Origin of the sequence: Streptomyces jumonjinensis (assembly GCF_009600885.1) — a bacterium.
Taxonomy (GTDB): Bacteria; Actinomycetota; Actinomycetes; order Streptomycetales; family Streptomycetaceae; genus Streptomyces; species Streptomyces jumonjinensis.
In genome coordinates, this window is record NZ_VCLA01000104.1 from 10,894 (window position 1) to 28,202 (window position 17,309).

Annotated in this window: 16 protein-coding genes and 1 riboswitch; of the genes, 8 read left to right on the forward strand and 8 right to left on the reverse strand. The window is 71.2% G+C overall.

What is annotated here, in order from left to right:
- Window positions 1-348 (reverse strand): PRC-barrel domain-containing protein (locus FF041_RS11805; protein WP_323391729.1); only part of this gene is annotated, 348 nt, incomplete at its 3' end.
- 114 nt (window positions 349-462) lie between these two features.
- Window positions 463-559, forward strand: a riboswitch (glycine riboswitch).
- Between the two features lie 182 nt (window positions 560-741).
- On the opposite strand from FF041_RS11805, the gene gcvP reads away from it, so the two are divergent.
- A complete protein-coding gene (gcvP, locus tag FF041_RS11810) occupies window positions 742-3,627 on the forward strand; it encodes an aminomethyl-transferring glycine dehydrogenase (RefSeq protein ID WP_153522757.1) in 2,886 nt (961 codons plus the stop codon).
- Between the two features lie 170 nt (window positions 3,628-3,797).
- Here gcvP and FF041_RS11815 read toward each other — a convergent pair whose 3' ends face one another.
- Window positions 3,798-3,995 (reverse strand): DUF5999 family protein, encoded by a 198-nt coding sequence (locus FF041_RS11815; RefSeq protein ID WP_153484219.1) that lies wholly within the window; start codon window positions 3,993-3,995, stop codon window positions 3,798-3,800.
- Between the two features lie 320 nt (window positions 3,996-4,315).
- On the reverse strand, window positions 4,316-4,903 hold the full coding sequence (locus tag FF041_RS11820) for a hypothetical protein (protein ID WP_153522759.1): 588 nt from the start codon (window positions 4,901-4,903) through the stop codon (window positions 4,316-4,318).
- A 503-nt stretch (window positions 4,904-5,406) separates the two neighbouring features.
- Between FF041_RS11820 and FF041_RS11825 the strand changes: the two genes are divergently transcribed.
- Window positions 5,407-6,918, forward strand: coding sequence for a glutamate--cysteine ligase (locus FF041_RS11825; RefSeq protein WP_153522761.1), 1,512 nt, complete (start codon window positions 5,407-5,409; stop codon window positions 6,916-6,918).
- Between the two features lie 79 nt (window positions 6,919-6,997).
- Window positions 6,998-7,822: a CPBP family intramembrane glutamic endopeptidase gene (locus FF041_RS11830; protein WP_153522763.1), complete on the forward strand. Its 825-nt coding sequence runs from the start codon at window positions 6,998-7,000 to the stop codon at window positions 7,820-7,822.
- Between the two features lie 57 nt (window positions 7,823-7,879).
- Here the strand turns inward: FF041_RS11830 and FF041_RS11835 are convergent, their stop codons facing one another.
- Together FF041_RS11835 and FF041_RS11840 are read right to left on the reverse strand one after the other, a co-directional pair.
- Window positions 7,880-8,701 carry a PhzF family phenazine biosynthesis protein gene (locus FF041_RS11835; RefSeq protein WP_153522765.1) on the reverse strand — a complete coding sequence of 274 codons (822 nt, stop codon included), beginning with the start codon at window positions 8,699-8,701 and terminating at the stop codon, window positions 7,880-7,882.
- 177 nt (window positions 8,702-8,878) lie between these two features.
- A complete protein-coding gene (locus tag FF041_RS11840) occupies window positions 8,879-9,307 on the reverse strand; it encodes a VOC family protein (RefSeq protein ID WP_153484201.1) in 429 nt (142 codons plus the stop codon).
- 208 nt (window positions 9,308-9,515) lie between these two features.
- Between FF041_RS11840 and FF041_RS11845 the strand changes: the two genes are divergently transcribed.
- Window positions 9,516-10,145, forward strand: coding sequence for a PadR family transcriptional regulator (locus tag FF041_RS11845; RefSeq protein WP_153484194.1), 630 nt, complete (start codon window positions 9,516-9,518; stop codon window positions 10,143-10,145).
- A 97-nt stretch (window positions 10,146-10,242) separates the two neighbouring features.
- Here FF041_RS11845 and FF041_RS11850 read toward each other — a convergent pair whose 3' ends face one another.
- The gene (locus tag FF041_RS11850) at window positions 10,243-10,671 is read right to left on the reverse strand and encodes a type II toxin-antitoxin system Rv0910 family toxin (protein ID WP_153484192.1); all 429 of its coding nucleotides are present in this window, start codon (window positions 10,669-10,671) and stop codon (window positions 10,243-10,245) included.
- 286 nt (window positions 10,672-10,957) lie between these two features.
- On the opposite strand from FF041_RS11850, the gene FF041_RS11855 reads away from it, so the two are divergent.
- The 3 genes from FF041_RS11855 (at window position 10,958) to FF041_RS11865 (ending at window position 13,863) form a co-directional block, all read left to right on the forward strand.
- Window positions 10,958-11,482 (forward strand): Clp protease N-terminal domain-containing protein, encoded by a 525-nt coding sequence (locus FF041_RS11855; protein WP_323391731.1) that lies wholly within the window; start codon window positions 10,958-10,960, stop codon window positions 11,480-11,482.
- 225 nt (window positions 11,483-11,707) lie between these two features.
- Window positions 11,708-12,703, forward strand: a complete 996-nt coding sequence (locus FF041_RS11860) for an EamA family transporter (protein WP_153522767.1) — start codon at window positions 11,708-11,710, stop codon at window positions 12,701-12,703.
- Between the two features lie 212 nt (window positions 12,704-12,915).
- A complete protein-coding gene (locus FF041_RS11865; RefSeq protein ID WP_323391733.1) occupies window positions 12,916-13,863 on the forward strand; it encodes a DMT family transporter in 948 nt (315 codons plus the stop codon).
- A 290-nt stretch (window positions 13,864-14,153) separates the two neighbouring features.
- On the opposite strand, the gene FF041_RS11870 is transcribed toward FF041_RS11865, so the two are convergent.
- Window positions 14,154-14,810 (reverse strand): pyridoxamine 5'-phosphate oxidase family protein, encoded by a 657-nt coding sequence (locus tag FF041_RS11870; RefSeq protein ID WP_153522770.1) that lies wholly within the window; start codon window positions 14,808-14,810, stop codon window positions 14,154-14,156.
- A gap of 37 nt (window positions 14,811-14,847) precedes the next feature.
- Between FF041_RS11870 and FF041_RS11875 the strand changes: the two genes are divergently transcribed.
- A complete protein-coding gene (locus tag FF041_RS11875) occupies window positions 14,848-16,179 on the forward strand; it encodes an aminotransferase class I/II-fold pyridoxal phosphate-dependent enzyme (protein WP_323391735.1) in 1,332 nt (443 codons plus the stop codon).
- A gap of 64 nt (window positions 16,180-16,243) precedes the next feature.
- On the opposite strand, the gene FF041_RS11880 is transcribed toward FF041_RS11875, so the two are convergent.
- Window positions 16,244-17,293 (reverse strand): DMT family transporter, encoded by a 1,050-nt coding sequence (locus FF041_RS11880; protein WP_153522771.1) that lies wholly within the window; start codon window positions 17,291-17,293, stop codon window positions 16,244-16,246.
- Between the last annotated feature and the right edge of the window lie 16 nt (window positions 17,294-17,309).

The window sequence follows — 17,309 nt, forward strand, 5'->3', positions numbered from 1 at the left end:
AGAGACCGATCCGTCCCGGGAGGCGGAGGCGGAGGCGGAGAAGGCGAGTCCGTAGTGGCGGTAGAGCTGGAGCTCCTGCTCCGGGGAGAGATGGCGTCCGACGCCGAAGTCCGGCGCGTCCTTGATCAGAGAGCGTTCGAAAGGAACGCGCAGGGTGTCGTTGTCCACGGTGCTCGGCTCCAGCGGGACGAAGGCGTCCCGGCCGAAGAGCCCGGTCCGTACCGCCGCCCATTCGGGTGCACCGGTGGCATCGTTCAGATAGACCTCGTCGACGGTTCCGATCTTGGCTCCGTTGCGGTCGAACGCCTTGCGGCCGATCAGGCTGCGCGGATCGATATCGGTCTGCACGGTCCCTCCACGTGGTCGCAACTGCTCTTTAAACCATACGAAAGGCCACATCGAGAGTGTCGGCCACTTGAGCGATCGGTGTGCGGGTGCGCTGGTAGGCTGGCTAATGGCTGCTGACCCCGTGCGGGAGAGTCCACCGGCAGGTCGACGGTGGCGCCGAAGGAGCAAATCCTCCCCGGAATCTCTCAGGCACCTGTACCGCTCGGACGAGGTCACTCTGGAAAGCAGGGCGGGCGTCGGACGGCATCCGCTCTCACCGACGGTGAAAGCCGGAGCGTTGCAGGCTGGCGGTCCGGTGAAGCTCTCAGGTTGAGATGACAGAGGGGGAGGCCGTCCAGGGCATCCCGCGCGCGTGGTGCCCCTCGCAGGTCGTCGGACCAGGAGGCCTCCCACATGACCGCCCACCGCATTCCGCTCTCCCAGCTGGAGCGAGGCACCCCCTTCGAACAGCGCCACATCGGGCCCGACGCCGAGGCGCAGGCCAAGATGCTGGCACAGGTGGGATACGGCTCGCTGGACGAGCTGACCGCCGCCGCGGTCCCCGATGTGATCAAGAGCACCGAGGCGCTGGGCCTGCCCCAGGCGCGCACCGAGCCCGAGGTCCTCGCCGAGCTGCGCGGCCTCGCCGACCGGAACACGGTGCTGGCGCCGATGATCGGCCTCGGCTACTACGGCACCTTCACGCCCCCGGTCATCCTGCGCAACGTCATGGAGAACCCGGCCTGGTACACCGCGTACACCCCCTACCAGCCGGAGATCTCCCAGGGCCGGCTGGAGGCCCTGCTGAACTTCCAGACGATGGTCGCCGAGCTGACCGGACTGCCCACCTCCGGAGCCTCCCTCCTCGACGAGGGCACCGCCGCCGCCGAGGCGATGTCGCTCGCGCGCCGGATCGGCAAGGTCAAGGACGGCGTCTTCCTGGTCGACGCCGACGTGCTGCCGCAGACCCTGGCCGTGATCGAGACCCGCGCCGAGCCGACCGGGGTGGAGGTCGTCACCGCCGACCTCTCCCAGGGCATCCCCGCCGAGCTCGCCGAGCGCGGGGTCTTCGGCGTCCTGGTGCAGTACCCGGGCGCGTCCGGCGCCGTGCGGGACATCAAGCCCGTCGTCGAGCAGGCGCAGGGCCTCGGCGCGATCGTCACCGTCGCCGCCGATCTGCTGGCGCTGGCGCTGCTCACCTCGCCCGGTGAGCTGGGCGCGGACATCGCGGTCGGCACCACCCAGCGCTTCGGCGTCCCGATGGGCTTCGGCGGCCCGCACGCCGGATACATGGCGGTACGCGAGAAGTTCGCGCGCAGCCTGCCCGGACGGCTCGTCGGCGTCTCGGTCGACGCGGACGGCGACAAGGCGTACCGGCTCGCGCTCCAGACCCGTGAGCAGCACATCCGCCGGGAGAAGGCCACCAGCAACATCTGCACCGCTCAGGTGCTGCTCGCCGTGATGGCCGGGATGTACGCGGTCTACCACGGCCCGGAGGGGCTGCGGTCCATCGCCCGGCGCACCCACCGGTACGCCGCGGTGCTCGCCGCGGGACTGACGGCCGGCGGTGTGGAGGTCGTCCACGGCTCGTACTTCGACACCCTGACGGCCCGCGTCCCCGGCCGGGCCGCCGCCGTGGTCGCCGCCGCCCGTGAAGGCGGGGTCAATCTCCGTCTGGTGGACGACTCCCATGTCTCCGTCGCCTGTGACGAGACCACCACCCGCGACCAGCTGGCCGCGGTGTGGGCCGCCTTCGGGGTGACGGGGGACGTGGAGGCGCTGGACGCGGCCACCGAGGACGCCCTGCCGGACGCTCTGCTGCGGACCGACGACTACCTTCAGCACCCCGTCTTCCACCAGCACCGGTCCGAGACGGCGATGCTGCGCTATCTGCGCCGGCTCTCCGACCGGGACTACGCGCTGGACCGGGGCATGATCCCGCTCGGCTCCTGCACCATGAAGCTGAACGCGACCACCGAGATGGAGCCGGTCACCTGGCCCGAGTTCGGGCAGATCCACCCCTTCGCCCCGGTCGACCAGGCCGCCGGCTATCTGACCCTCATCCAGGAGCTGGAGGAGCGTCTCGCCGAGGTCACGGGCTACGACAAGGTCTCCATCCAGCCCAACGCGGGCTCCCAGGGCGAACTCGCCGGGCTGCTCGCCGTCCGCGCCTACCACCGTGCCAACGGCGATGAGCAGCGCACGGTCTGTCTCATCCCGTCCTCGGCGCACGGCACCAACGCCGCCAGCGCCGTGATGGCCGGGATGAAGGTCGTGGTGGTCAAGACCGCCGACGACGGCGAGGTCGACGTCGACGACCTGCGCGCCAAGATCGAGCGGCACCGCGAGGAACTGGCGGTGCTGATGATCACCTACCCGTCCACGCACGGTGTCTTCGAGGAGCATGTCGCCGACATCTGCGCCCAGGTGCATGAGGCCGGCGGTCAGGTGTACGTCGACGGCGCCAATCTCAACGCGCTGGTGGGGCTGGCCAAGCCGGGCGAGTTCGGCGGCGACGTCTCCCATCTGAATCTGCACAAGACCTTCTGCATCCCGCACGGCGGCGGCGGCCCGGGTGTGGGACCGGTCGCCGTGCGCGGGCATCTCGCGCCGTATCTGCCCAACCATCCGCTCCAGCCGGCCGCCGGACCGGAGACCGGGATAGGGCCGGTTTCGGCCGCGCCGTGGGGTTCGGCGGGCATTCTGCCGATCTCCTGGGCTTATGTACGACTGATGGGCGGCGAGGGCCTCAAGCGGGCGACGCAGGTGGCGGTGCTGGCCGCCAACTACATCGCCAAGCGCCTGGAGCCGCACTATCCCGTGCTCTACACCGGCCCCGCCGGTCTGGTGGCCCATGAGTGCATCGTCGATCTGCGTCCGCTGTCGAAGGCGACCGGCGTCGGGGTGGACGACATCGCCAAGCGGCTGATCGACTATGGCTTCCACGCGCCGACGATGTCGTTCCCGGTGGCCGGGACGCTGATGATCGAGCCCACCGAGAGTGAGAATCTGAGCGAGATCGACCGCTTCTGCGCGGCGATGATCGCCATTCGCGGGGAGATCGAGAAGGTCGCGTCCGGGGAGTGGCCCGCCGGGGACAACCCGCTGAGCAATGCGCCGCACACGGCGGCTGCGCTGGGCGGGGAGTGGAACCATCCCTACACCCGCGACGAGGCGGTCTTCCCGGCCGGAGTGAGCGCGGCGGACAAGTACTGGCCGCCGGTGCGCCGGATCGACCAGGCGTACGGTGACCGCAATCTCGTCTGCTCCTGCCCGCCGCTGGACGAGTACGACGGCTGACGGTCGGCGGCGCGCATGCGTCGGGGCCGGTGCGGAGAGTGTCTCCGGCCGGCCCCTTGTCGTACCCCGGGCCCCGTGCCCCGTTTCCCGTGCTTTGGCGGGCGGATCGCGGTGGTGCGCTGTACGCGGCCGGTCGCGGAAGGGCGTCGGGTCGATCGGTGGAAGGAGTTCTAGGCCGCGGTCATCGCCAGGATCGGCCGGTGCGGTGCGATGATCTGTCCGTCCGGCAGCAGTTCACCGGTGTCCTCGAAGAGGAGCACGCCGTTGCACAGCAGGCTCCAACCCTGCTCCGGGTGGTGCGCGACCAGGCGTGCCGCCTCCCGGTCGGCTGAGTCGGATGTCGGGCACGGTGGTTGATGCTGGCACATGGATGGGTTCTTTCGCTGCGGTGTGGTGATCGTCGTGCGGCTCGATGAGGTGTTCATGGCCGCCCCCCCCGTATCTGTTTGGGTCCACTCCCAGTGTTGCCCCACGAGCGGTATCCCGCAGGGATTTCGCGGCAGCTGGTCTCACTGATTAATGACGTACCGTCCCGGCACATGGTTCAGTCCAACTCCGTTGTCCTTTCGGGTGGTTCACCGTGGTCATGATGGACTAGTCCCGTTCCATGAGAACGCGCCCCGCGACCGGGTGGTCACGGGGCGCGAAGGGTGGCGCCGACTGCGCCGGGGCACCCCGGCGGGGGGTCTTACACGGGTGATCCCAACAGCGGCTCGGGGGTGAGCCGCAGGGTCATCAGCGGGAGCAGCTCGGCCACCAGATGCGGCCGGTGGGCCGCGATGCCGGGCGGGGCGGGAGCGAGCGGCACCAGCACATCGGTGGGCAGGAGGGCGCCGGACGCGGCGTCGGCGTCCGCGTCCGCGTGCAGCCACAGGGTGAGCATGTACAGCTCGGGGATGGAGAGGAGGCGCGGCTGGAACGGGGTCTTCGTCGACTCCGCCTGCCGCAGGGCCCGCTCGGTGGAGCTGAGATAGGGCCCCTCGAAGAAGTGCGAGAAGGTCCACCCGTCGGGGGTGAGCACCGTCTCCGCGGCGGCCACGGTCCGCTCACCGCCGCGGATCAGGAAGCGCCAGCCCGTCAGCCGGGTGAGCGGGCCTGAGGAGGTGGGGGCTATCCGGTCGAGGACATGGACGGGCAGCGGTGTCTCGGCGCTCACGGATCCCTGGACGGATCGGAGGGCGGGGGTGCGGTCCTGGCTGACGGCGGTGGGGGAGCCGAGCGCGGTCAGAACGCTGCGGAGTGCTGGTGCGGGGGCCGGTAGGGCGTACAGCGGCATGGTGGAACGCCTCTCACTTCGGGTGGCACGGTGAGGCAGGCAGGGTGCGGACGGCGCTGTCAGCAGGCGGGGCCGGAGGATGGCTGGAAGGGCGGCCGGGCGCCAACTCTCTGCCTTCTGGACAAAGTTTATACGACACGTGTTCTCATGATGTTTCCGCTAGCGGCTGCCCGTATTCATCACAAGGGCAGTTCAGGTCTTTGTGCGACGGGTGAACTGCCGGATTTTCGAAGAAAATTCCGCTCCGGGCTGGGCATTTGACAAAGTATCGGTAGGCCGAAACTGAACGGTGTCTTTCGCCATAGAACCGCTGGGGGTGGCCGGGTGCTCCACTCCGCGGCGGTCCCGGCATCACCATGACGACGACATGTGCCGCGCGTCACTTCTGACACAGTACCGGTCGAGGGCTGTACTTTCCGCGTTATGGATCAGCCAGGGTGGGCATTATCGTCCGTGACGCGAGCGGCCGATGCCGCGCGGTGCCCACTCGGAAGGACGCTTCGATGGGGGAGAAGGTCGTGGCAGGCGGCTTTGAGCTGTCCGATCGCCAGCGGTACCGGCGAAAGCTGCAACAGTGTCTGGCGGGACTGGCGCGACTGCTGGCCGAGAAGAGGTTCGACCGGCCCAGGAATCTCATGGGAATGGAGATCGAGCTGAATCTCGCGGGCTCGGACGGGCTGCCCCGGATGATGAATGCGGAAGTACTTGAGAGAATCGCGAGCCATGATTTCCAGACCGAGCTCGGAATGTTCAATCTGGAAGTAAACATTGTTCCGCACCGGATCTCCGGACGGGTTCTCGACCAGCTGGCCGAGGAGTTGCGGGCCGGGCTCGGATATGCGCACCGGAAAGCGAACGAGGTCGGCGCCGGGATCGTGATGATCGGCATTCTTCCGACGCTCGCCCAGGACGATCTGGTCTCCGCGAACCTCTCGGACGTCGACCGCTATGTGCTGCTCAACGATCAGATCGTCGCCGCCCGGGGCGAGGACTTCGCCTTGGACATCGACGGTGTGGAGCGGCTGAGCTGCACCTCCGCGTCGATCGCGCCCGAGGCGGCCTGCACCTCGGTGCAGCTGCACCTCCAGGTGACCCCCGCGCGCTTCGCCGATGTGTGGAACGCCGCGCAGGCCGTCGCCGCGGTGCAGGTCGCCGTCGGCGCCAACGCCCCCTTCCTGTTCGGTAAGGAGCTCTGGCGCGAATCGCGGCCCCCGCTGTTCCAGCAGGCCACCGACACCCGCCCGCCCGAACTCCAGGCCCAGGGGGTGCGCCCGCGCACCTGGTTCGGCGAGCGATGGGTGGACTCCGCGTACGACCTCTTCGAAGAGAACCTCCGCTACTTCCCCGCGCTGCTGCCCATCTGCGACGACGAGGAGGATCCGCTGCGGATCATCGACGAAGGCGGCGTTCCGGGCCTTCAGGAGCTCGTCCTCCACAACGGCACGGTCTACCGCTGGAACCGTCCGGTGTACGGGGTGGCCGACGGCGTGCCCCATCTGCGGGTGGAGAACAGGGTGCTGCCGGCCGGTCCCACCGTCACCGATGTGATCGCCAACGCCGCCTTCTACTACGGGCTGGTGCGCTCGCTCGCCGACGAGTCCCGGCCGGTCTGGAGCCGGCTGTCGTTCGAGGCCGCCGCGGAGAACTTCGACAACGCGTGCCGCCACGGCATCGACGCCGAACTCCAGTGGCCGCGCCCCGGCCGCGCGGGCGTCACCCGGGTACCGGCCGTCAAACTCGTACGCGATGAGCTGCTGCCGCTGGCCGCCGCGGGGCTCGACGCCTGGAACGTCGAGCCCGCCGACCGCGACCGGTACCTCGGGGTGATCGAGGAGCGGTGCCGACGCCGGGTCAACGGGGCGTCCTGGCAGGCGGACACCTACCATCGCGCCCTGGAGGCCGGTCTGGAGCGGGAAGCGGCGCTCGCCGCGATGACCCGCCGCTACTGCGAGCTGATGCACGAGGGAAACCCGGTGCACACCTGGCCGGTGGGATTCCCGGGGCGCGACGGGTAACCCGGTCCGGCGCGACGGGTGACCCGGTCCGCCTCCGTCGGCACCGCATGGGGCAAGCTGTGACAACCCATGCGGTGGGATGACTCGACGGGAGACAGGCGTGCAGACGGAGGCAGGACACGTGGCCGAATCGCTACCTCAGGAGGGCGTGTCACGGAAGATTCTGCGATCCGAGCTGCTGCTGGTGCTCGCGCTCTCCCTGGGCGCCAGCGCACTGTCGGCCCTGATCAGCTTTATCGGATCGCTGACGAAACCGGGCGGTCTGAAGCAGCAGGCGGCCACGTTGAACGGGTCGTACGCACCCGGGCGGCCCTGGCTCGATCTCGCCTGGCAGCTCTTCGGCATCGCCACGGCCCTGGTGCCGGTGCTGCTGGTGGCGCATCTGCTGACCCGCGAAGGCGCGGGCGGGCTGCGGTCGATGGGCTTCGACCGGAGCCGGCCCTGGTTCGACCTGGGGCGCGGCACGCTGCTCGCGGCGGGCATCGGCAGCGCCGGGCTCGTCTTCTATCTGGCGGCGCGGGCCTTCGGCGCCAACCTCACCGTGGTGCCCGAGTCGCTGCCCGAGGTGTGGTGGAAGTTTCCCGTACTGATCCTTTCGGCGATCCAGAACTCCGTGGTCGAGGAAGTGATCGTCGTCGGGTATCTGCTCCGCAGACTCGACCAGTTGGGCTGGACGCCGATGGCGGCGCTGGCGGCGAGTTCGCTGCTGCGCGGTTCGTACCATCTCTACCAGGGCATCGGCGGATTCATCGGCAATGTGGTCATGGGCGTGGTCTTCGTCCTGCTCTACCGGCGGTGGGGCCGGGTGGGGCCGCTGGTGGCGGCGCATGCGCTGCTCGACATCGTGGCCTTCGCCGGATACGCGCTGCTCGCCGGGAAGGTGGGCTGGCTGCCCACGCCCTGAGGGGCGGATCGCGGGACCGGGGGCGTACGGGGGGTGATCCCGTACGCCCCTTCGGTGTCAGGGCGCGGTGAGCAGCTCGCCGTCGATCACGGTGACCGCGTGCCCCGTCAGCAGGGTGCGTTCGCCGCGCAGTTCGGTGCGGACCAGCCCGGAGCGGGCCGATGCCTGGAGCCCGGTCAGGGAGGTTCCGAGGCGTGAGGCCCAGAAGGGCGCGAGGGCGGTGTGCGCGCTGCCGGTCACCGGGTCCTCGTCGATCCCGACCCGGGGGAAGAAGCCCCGGGAGACGAAGTCGTAGCCGAGGCCGGGCCGGTCGGCCGCGGCGGTGACGATGACGCCGCGCTCGGAGTGCCCGACGAGCGCCCGGATGTCCGGGGTGAGTCCGCGCACCGTCTGCTCGTCGGCGAGTTCCACGACGAGATCGCCGATGTGCGGCCCGGTGTCGTGCACCGAGATCACCCGCGCGCCGAGCGCCTCGGCGATGCCGTCCGGCGTCTCCACGGGGGTGAGCGGAGAGGTCGGGAAGTCCAGGGTGATCGCGCCGTCCTCCCGGGGGGTGGCGCTGAGGATTCCACAGCGGGCGGCGAAGCGGACCGTGCCGGTGGCGGCGCCGGTGGTGTGCAGCACATGCGCTGTGGCGAGGGTGGCGTGTCCGCACATGCCGACCTCGGTGGCGGGGGTGAACCAGCGCAGCGCCCAGTCCGCGTCGCCGCCCGGCGGCAGCGGGTGCGCGAAGGCGGTCTCGGAGAGGTTCACCTCGGCCGCCACGCGCTGGAGCCAGTCCGCGTCGGGGAATTCGGTGGATTCGGGGAGGAGGAGCACTCCGGCGGGGTTGCCGGTGAAGGGGGCGTCGGTGAAGGCGTCGACGATTCGGATCCGCATGGGCCGACGGTAGCGGGGGAGGGAAGCCGCGGACCAAGGCCAATACGCGGTCACTGGACCGGTCCGCGCGCACGGCGGACCGGTCGCGCCCGGGGCGCGGTGAAGCGCGCGTCCGGGCGGTGGCGCCGTGCCTGTCGGTCCATGGGGACAGAGAAACGAGGACGCGTTTGCGGCCCCTCAGTCGATGCAGAACTCGTTGCCCTCGATGTCCTGCATCGGGATGCACGAATCGTTGCCGTCGTACAGCGTTCGCACGTGTACCGCGCCGAGCGGGACCAGTCGTGCGCATTCGGCCTCAAGTGCGGCGAGGCGCTCCTCACCCACGAGTCCGGTGCCGACCCGCACATCCAGATGCAGCCGGTTCTTGGCGGCCTTCCCTTCGGGGACGCGCTGGAAGTACAGCCGCGGGCCAACACCTGAGGGATCACTGCAGGCGAACCATGAATCCCGCTGCTCAGGCGGCTGCGAGCGCTTGAAATCGTCCCACGTGGCAAACCCCTCCGGTGGCGGCGGTACGACGTATCCCAACACCTCGCACCAGAAACGAGCGAGGCGCTCAGGTTCCGCGCAGTCGAAGGTGACTTGGAACTTCTTGATCGATGCCATCGGCCCACCATAGTGACGCGTGCTCTTCACCGAGATCCCGGGGTGTCATCGCCGTGCGGGTCGAGGTCTCGCGTGACATGAGCAGCGCCAACGGACCGGATCGCCTGAGACGGGAGACAGCCCGACGGCTTCCGGGAGCTTGTCGTAGCGATTGTTCCGATATATCGTTGAGGTATCGCGACAGATCAACGATGGAAGGAGTGTCATCATGCGTTCACACGGATGCGAGCCTCCCGGGCACGACCGTGGACCCTGCGGGCCCGGCCATCACGAGCGGTCGGGGCCCGAGGGGCGCCGGGGCGCCTTCGGGATCTTCGGGCCTCCGCCGCCCGGCGGGCTCTTCGGGCCGCCGATGGGTGGACCGTTCGGCGGGGGTCGCGGGCGGGGCGGCCGGGGCAGGGCGCGGCGCGGTGATGTGCGTGCGTCGATCCTGGCGCTGCTCAAGGACCGTCCGATGCATGGGTACGAGATGATCCAGGAGATCGACGAGCGCAGTGGCGGAGCCTGGAAGCCCAGCCCCGGCTCGGTCTATCCGACCCTTCAGCTGCTGGAGGACGAGGGGCTGATCGTCAGCGTGAGCGAGGGCGGCAAGAAGCTGTTCACGCTCACGGACTCCGGGCGCACCGAGGCCGAGGCGGGACCCGACGCCCCATGGGAAGAGGCTGGGCGCGGGGTCGACTGGGAGACCGTCAACGAGATCCGGCAGGCCGGCTGGGGGCTCATGGAAGCCTTCGGTCAGGTGTGGAAGGCCGGCAGCGCCGAGCAGCGCACCAAGGCCGTCGGGGTCATCAACGAGGCCCGGAAGAAGCTGTATCTCATCCTCGCCGACGAGCACTGACCCGGCGCGGCGGCCCGGCCGCAGGGACCCCGGACACGGGGCTCCGCGGCCGGGCCGTCCTGCTGTCATGTCGTTCTGCCGTCATGCCTTCATGCCGTCATGAGACCAGTCCGGCCAGCTTCCGCAGGGACTCCTGGAGGGCCTCCGTCGCCGATTCCTTGAGTCTGCCCGCCATCAGCGAGACCGCCGCGCCGGTGAACTCGCCGTCGATCCGCACCCGCGTCGCGGCCCCGTCCGGGGCGAGGGAGTAGCGGTTGCCGACGGTGACGCCCATCGGGCCCATGCCCTTGACCGCCAGCACCCGGCCCGCCTCGAACTCGACCACCGTCCAGGTCACCTCGGCGGGGAAGCCCATGAGCTTCATGCTTTCCGCATAGGTGATCCCCTGTTCGAGGACGGTGGGGGCGCCGTGGGGGAAGCCGGTGTGCATGGCGTTCCAGCGGCCGAAGCCGGTGAAGTCCGTCAGCTGGGCCCAGACCTTCTCCGGCGGTGCCTCGATACGGGCCTCGGCGGTGACTTCGGCCATACGACCACCCCTCCAAGTCGGCTCACGGTGTCGCGGAACGTAGCCGTACTCGGTCGAACATTCAATGCTGATGAACAGTCAGATCCGGTCGGGTGGCGGCCGGGCGGCCGGATCGCGGAACGGGCGGCCGGCGGAGGGCAAGACGGCTCGCGCACCCCGAGAGGGAACTGTCCCGATCTCATCCGTAAGGAGGAGAAATCTATGGTCCGTCCCAGACTTGCGCGGGATGGGCGAATAGGACTCTGCGGGGACGCACGGGCGCGCGCCGCCTGATGAGGTGGGAGATGTGCAGATCCCTACCCCGAGGCTGCCCGGGCAGCCCGCCGTGACCCGTGCCGAACTGGACGCCAGACTCACCGTGGAGCTGGCCTCGGTGATCGCGGGCGCGCGCCGGAGGGCGGTGCGGGACGGGGACCGCCAGATCGACACCGCCCATCTGCTGCACTCGCTGATCGAGACGGACCCCGAGGTCCGGGCCGCGCTCGGGCCGGGCCCCCGGGTCGCCCGGGTGCTCGGCTATCTCGTCCAGCGCAGCATCGGATACGGGCTGCGCTGGCAGGGCTCGGTGGAGGACTCCGGCGCGCTTCCCGCCGTACGGGGTACGGGGCTGGGGGCGCCGGGATGGTCGCCGTCGGCGGTCGCGGCGCTGGAGGGGGCGCTGGAGCGGGCCCTGCTGCGCGGCGCGAACCGGGTGGCGGGCGTCGATCTGCTCGCCTCGCTGGCCGATGACTCCGACTGCCGGGCGGTGGAGGTGCTGCGGCGGGCGGGGGTGGACGCGGGACGGCTCGGCCGGCGGATGGAGGACGTCTGAAGGCCGGTCGATTGAACGGCGGCCATCCGAAGGCCGCTGGTTCGAGGGGCAGTCGTCTGAAGGCCGGTCGTCTGAAGGCCGGTCGTCCGAGGGGCGGCTGCTTGACCAGCGGTCGCGTGACCGGCGGTCGCCTGGCGGCCGGTCGCCGGGCCGGCGGCACGGGCCCGTCGTCTCGACATGTGCAACAGGGTCGACGGTCCTGACCGACACTGTCATGATGTGCCGATGCACGCGTCTAAGGGGAGGAACGCGGGTCTGGGCATCGCCCTGGCCTCCGCGTTCGCGTTCGGTGGGTCGGGGGTCGCGGCCAAGCCGCTGATCGAGGCGGGTCTCGACCCGCTGCACATGGTGTGGCTGAGGGCGGCCGGAGCAGCGCTGATCATGCTGCCGCTGGCCTGGCGCCATCGCGATCTGCTGCGGCGCAAACCCGTCTTCCTCCTCGGCTTCGGACTGCTCGCCGTCGCGGGCGTCCAGGCGTTCTACTTCGCGTCGATCTCCCGGATACCCGTCGGTGTGGCGCTCCTCGTCGAATACCTCGGCCCCGCGCTGGTCCTCGGCTGGATCCGCTTCGTCCAGCGCAGGCCCGTCACCCGGGCCGCCGTGGCGGGCGTGGTGCTCGCGGTCACCGGTCTCGCGTGTGTGGTCGAGGTCTGGGCCGGGCTGAGCTTCGATGTGCTCGGACTGCTGCTCGCGCTGGGCGCGGCCTGCTGTCAGGCCTGCTACTTCATCCTCTCCGACCACGGCGACGACGGCGAGGACCGGGCCGACCCGCTGGGCGTCATCGCGTACGGACTCCTCATCGGCACAGCGGTGCTCACGGTCGTCTCGCGCCCCTGGCAGATGGACTTCTCGCTGCTGGGCGGGGACGTGGACATGGGCGGTACCCGGGTGGCGGCCTGGCTGCTGCTCGGCTGGGTGGTGCTGATCGCCACCGTGCTCGCGTACGTCACCGGCGTGATCTCGGTGCGGAAGCTGTCGCCGCAGGTGGCGGGGGTGGTGGCCTGCCTGGAGGCGGTCATCGCGACCGTGCTGGCCTGGGTGCTGCTGCGCGAGCATCTCTCGCTTCCGCAGATTCTTGGCGGTGCGCTGGTGCTGCTGGGGGCGTTCATCGCGCAGTCCCAGGCCCCGAAGCCGCCGTCGCCCGGGCCCGTGGCACCCGTGGCACCGGACGTTCCGCCGGTCGCGGCGGGGGAGTTGTCGGCCCCGCGCACCGGCGCATAGGGTGATCGACATGCATTCGACCGTGCTTCCGCCTCCTGCCGCCTAGCGCGGGCGGCAGACCGTTGACGAAGACCGGGCTCGGGGTGTCCCCGAGCGGCTCGTCGCTGCCCGCGTGACGGAGCTGAGCGACCACCATCCCGTTCTTCACACGGAGACGTCACGTGTCGAAATTCCCCCCGGCTTCCCCCGCTTCCCCGGCCTCCGCTGCCGGTGTGTCCGCGCAATCCGCCGTACTCGCCCCTGTCGGGCGCAGTCTGCTCTATCTGGTCATCGCCGGAGTCGCCTGGGGGACCGCGGGCGCCGCCGCCTCGCTGGTCTTCCGGGTGAGCGATCTCGGCGCTCTCGCACTCTCCTTCTGGCGCTGCGCCGGCGGGCTGGTGCTGCTGCTCGGAGCGCTCGCGCTGCGGACCCGGCGCGCACGGCCCGCGAACGCCGTCGAGCCCCGTCGCCGCCGGCTGATCCGGATCCTCGGTACGGGGGTCGGGCTCACCGTCTTCCAGAGCGCGTACTTCGCCGCCGTGGAGGCGACGGGGCTCGCCGTCGCCACGGTCGTCACCCTGGGCGCGGGCCCCGTCCTCATCGCGGTGGGCGCGCGGCTCACCATGGGGGAGCGGCTCGGCCGGGGCGGTCTGGCCGCCGTCGCCGGGGCGCTCTGCGGTCTGGCGGTCCTGGTGCTGGGCGGCGAGAGCGGTACGGTCCGCCCGGCCGGGATCGTGCTGGCGCTGCTCTCCGCGTCCGGATACGCGGCGATCACCCTGCTCGCCCGGTGGCTGGGCCGGAGCGGCGGCGGGGACTCGCTGGCCACCACGGCCTGGGCGTTCGCGATCGGCGCGGTGGGGCTGCTGCCGATGGCGCTGGCGGAGGGCGTGCTCCCGCAGACGGAGGACCCGGTGAGGGTGCTCTGGCTGCTGGCCTATGTGGCCGCGGTGCCGACCGCGCTGGCGTATGTCCTCTACTTCGCGGGGGCGGCGGTGGTCAGGGCCGCCACGGTCTCGGTGATCATGCTTCTGGAGCCGGTGAGCGCCGCGGTGATCGCGGTGACGGTGCTGGGGGAGCGGCTCACCACGGCGACGGTGCTGGGCACCGGGCTGCTGCTGTCGGCGGTGGCGGCGCTGGCGTGGACGGAGACCCGGGCGGGGCGCAGGCCCTCGCGGGTCTGAGCCGGGGGCGTTCGCCGTCGGCGGGTGCCGGGCGGGGCGGCGGCCCGGGACGGGCCGGCACAGGCCGGGCGACCGGGACCCGGTGCCGGGATGGGCCGCTGGTGCCCAGCACTGCCATCCGAACCCGGTGCCGGTGCCGACATCGCCACCCGGACCCGGGGCCGGTACGGGCGGGGCACCCGACAGGGCCGCCCACGCCAGCCACGGTCCGGTACCCCGGTCCGCGCCCGGACCCGGGTGAACGCCCGCACCCGGGCGAACGCCCGCACCCCTCGGCCCGGCGGAGTCCCTCACCGGCCGGTGAGGTACTCCGGTATGGCGACGGACGGCGCCAGATCCGGCGCCGGAATCGGGGCGCCGTACGACTTCACCACCGGCAGGACCCCCGTCCAGTACGGCAGTTCCAGGTCCTCCGGCTCATCGTTCGGCGGGCCGGTGCGGACCTTGGCCGAGACCTCGTTCAGATCCAGCCGCAGCACCGCCGTCGCCGCGAGCTCGCGCGGATTCGCCGGGCGGGAGTCCTGGGAGCGGCCCGGGACCACCGCGTCGACCAGCACGTCCAGGGAGGTCCGCTTCTCCTCCGGGTCCGTCACCGGATACGCCGTGCCGTGGATCATCACCGAGCGGTAGTTGATCGAGTGGTGGAACGCCGAACGCGCCAGCACGAGCCCGTCGACATGGGTCACCGTCAGACAGACCGCGAGGCCCGGATCGGCCGCCCCCGCCATCCGCAGCGGGCGGGACCCCGTCGAGCCGTGGAAGTACACCCGGTCCCCCAGCCGCGCGTACAGCGTCGGCAGCACCACGGGAGCGCCGTCCCGTACGAAGCCGAGATGGCAGAGGTACGCCTCGTCGAGAATGGAGTGGACCATCGCGTGGTCGTACGCGGCCCGCTCCTTGGAGCGGGTGGGGACGGTGCGTTCGGTCGGCTCGTAGGCGTCCGGCATTTGCGCTCCTCCATTGCACTAGTGCATAATCGTGTTTGTGCTAGGAGAGTATCGGATCACTGGTCGGCGCGCATCGGAGATCGCCGCGAGCATCGAGCGCGGCGTCGGCTCCGGGGATCTGGAGCCCGGCCGTCTGCTGCCGCCCATGCGGGGGCTGGCGGGTCTGCTCGGGGTCAATCCGAACACCGTCGCCGCCGCCTACCGCGTCCTGCGCGAGCGCGGGGTGATCGAGACCGCCGGCCGCCGGGGCAGCCGGGTCCGTGCGCGGCCCGCCAGCACCGCGCGCGGATCGCTCGGGGTGCAGGCCCCGCCCGGCGTACGCGATGTGAGCGAGGGCAACCCCGACCCCGCGCTGCTGCCCCCGCTCCATGAGGCCCTCGCCGCCGCGGCCCGGCTCCATGAGCGGCGGCCGGGGCTGTACGGACAGGACCCCGTCGACGAGCGGTTCGCGGAGCTGGCCAGAGCCGCGCTGGACGCCGACGGGGTGCCCGGCGGCCCGATCGCCGTCGCCTCGGGCTCGCTCGACGCCGTCGAGCGGGTCCTCGCCGCTCATCTGCGGCCCGGTGACATGGTCGCGGTCGAGGACCCCGGCTGGGGAAGCCTGCTGGATCTGGTGTCCGCCCTCGGGCTCAAGCCCGTGCCGGTCAGGGTGGACGACGACGGTCCCCTCCCCGCCGAAGCGGAACGGGCCCTCGCCGGGGGCGCCCGGGCGCTCATCGTCACCGACCGCGCGCAGAACCCCACCGGGGCCGTCGTCGGCGCGGCCCGTGCGGCCGAGCTGCGCGCGGTGCTCGCCCGGTTCCCGCGCACCCTCCTCATCGAGGACGACCATGGGCACGCCATCGTCGACCAGCCGCTGCACCCGCTGGCCGGGACCACCGACAGCTGGGCCTTCGTGCGCTCCACGGCCAAGGCGTACGGACCCGATCTGCGGGTCGCCGTGCTGACCGGCGACGCCGTCACCGTCGACCGGTTCGGCGGCCGGCAGCAGCTCGGACCCGGCTGGGTGAGCCGACTTCTCCAGCACGCCCTGGCCGAGCTGTGGGCCTCGGGAGCGGTCGACTCCCGCGCGGTGGCGCGCTCGTACGGAGCCCGGCGCGACGCCCTCATCGAGGCGCTGGCCGGACACGGCGTCGAGGCCCATGGGCGCAGCGGGATGAACGTCTGGGTGCCGGTGCCCGATGAGACCGGCACCGTGGCCCGGCTGCTGCACGCGGGCTGGGCGGTGGCCCCGGGGGCGCGCTTCCGGATGTCCGCGCCGCCCGGGGTGCGGGTGACCGTCTCGGGGCTGGCGGCGGAGGACATCCCGCGGATCGCCGACGCGATCGCGTCGGCCGCCGGGCCCGCCCCGGCCCGCGCCTACGGCTGACCGCGGCCGATGTCCGGGAACCCCGCCCGTACCTCATACCTGCCGAGTGCCGAGTGCCGAGCGGCTACGGCCGAGCCGCCGTGGGTTCCTTCGCGGGCCCCTTCGTGGGTTCCTTCGTGGGTTCCTTCGTCCCGGGCGCGGTCCGTTCCGCCGCGCCCGGCCGTCGTATCACCCGCCGTGCCGCGTCGGCCCGTCCCGGGCGGCTCTGCGTCAGCGCCGCCCCCGCCAGCACGATCAGCGCGCCCACCGGGGTGTTCCAGCTCAGCCGCTCGCCCAGCAGCGCGACCCCGGCCGCCGTGGCGATCACCGGAATGAAGTAGGTCACCATCTGCGCCGTGGTCGGCCCGACCTCGTCCACCAGCTGGTACTGGAGCAGCAGCGCGAACCCGGTGCCCAGCGCGCCCAGCGCCGCCACCGCCAGCAGCGGCGTCAGCGGGAACGATGTGGGCATGGTCGTGAACAGCGGGGTGACGACGGCGAGCTGAACCGTGGCGAGCAGCAGCTGGGTTCCCATGAGGGAGAGGGGCGAGTGCCCGGTGCCCGCGAGCGTGCGGCGGACGTAGATCCAGCCGATCGGGTAGCAGACCGAGGCGAGCAGCGCCATCGCCGTGCCCCGGGCGTCGAGCCCCGAGAAGCCCTGCCATACGCCGAGCACGGTGAGCACCCCGAGGAAGCCGACGCCGAGCCCCGCGACCCTGCGCCGGGTCGGCCGGTCCTCGGAGAGCGCCACCAGCGACAGGAGCATCCCCCACAGCGGGGACGTGGCGTTGCAGATGCCCGCCAGGGTGGACGGGATGGTCAGCTCCGCGTAGGCGAAGAGCGAGAACGGCACCGCGTTCAACAGCAGCGCCGCGACCGTCAGATGGGCCCAGACGCGGGCTCCGCGCGGCAGCCGCTCCCGCCGCACCGCCATCGCCGCGGCCAGTACCGCCGTACCGAAGAACAGCCTGCCGAAGGTGACCTGGAAGGGCGCGTACCCCTCGGTGCCGACCTTGATGAGCAGAAAGCTGAAGCCCCACACCACGGAGAGGACCGCGAAGCGGATACGCCAGTCCAGCCGGGGGCGGCCGAGAGGTCTTGCGGGCGGGGCGGAGGCGGCGGAGGCGGAGGTCATGGGCCCTACCCTCACC

Bases quoted from the DNA above. Each gene is read 5' to 3' on its own strand.
- gcvP (WP_153522757.1), top strand. From the start codon at position 742: ATGACCGCCCACCGCATTCCGCTCTCCCAGCTGGAGCGAGGCACCCCC.
- FF041_RS11815 (WP_153484219.1), bottom strand. From the start codon at position 3,995: ATGTGCCAGCATCAACCACCGTGCCCGACATCCGACTCAGCCGACCGG.
- FF041_RS11820 (WP_153522759.1), bottom strand. From the start codon at position 4,903: ATGCCGCTGTACGCCCTACCGGCCCCCGCACCAGCACTCCGCAGCGTT.
- FF041_RS11825 (WP_153522761.1), top strand. From the start codon at position 5,407: ATGGGGGAGAAGGTCGTGGCAGGCGGCTTTGAGCTGTCCGATCGCCAG.
- FF041_RS11830 (WP_153522763.1), top strand. From the start codon at position 6,998: ATGACTCGACGGGAGACAGGCGTGCAGACGGAGGCAGGACACGTGGCC.
- FF041_RS11835 (WP_153522765.1), bottom strand. From the start codon at position 8,701: ATGCGGATCCGAATCGTCGACGCCTTCACCGACGCCCCCTTCACCGGC.
- FF041_RS11840 (WP_153484201.1), bottom strand. From the start codon at position 9,307: ATGGCATCGATCAAGAAGTTCCAAGTCACCTTCGACTGCGCGGAACCT.
- FF041_RS11845 (WP_153484194.1), top strand. From the start codon at position 9,516: ATGCGTTCACACGGATGCGAGCCTCCCGGGCACGACCGTGGACCCTGC.
- FF041_RS11850 (WP_153484192.1), bottom strand. From the start codon at position 10,671: ATGGCCGAAGTCACCGCCGAGGCCCGTATCGAGGCACCGCCGGAGAAG.
- FF041_RS11860 (WP_153522767.1), top strand. From the start codon at position 11,708: ATGCACGCGTCTAAGGGGAGGAACGCGGGTCTGGGCATCGCCCTGGCC.
- FF041_RS11870 (WP_153522770.1), bottom strand. From the start codon at position 14,810: ATGCCGGACGCCTACGAGCCGACCGAACGCACCGTCCCCACCCGCTCC.
- FF041_RS11880 (WP_153522771.1), bottom strand. From the start codon at position 17,293: ATGACCTCCGCCTCCGCCGCCTCCGCCCCGCCCGCAAGACCTCTCGGC.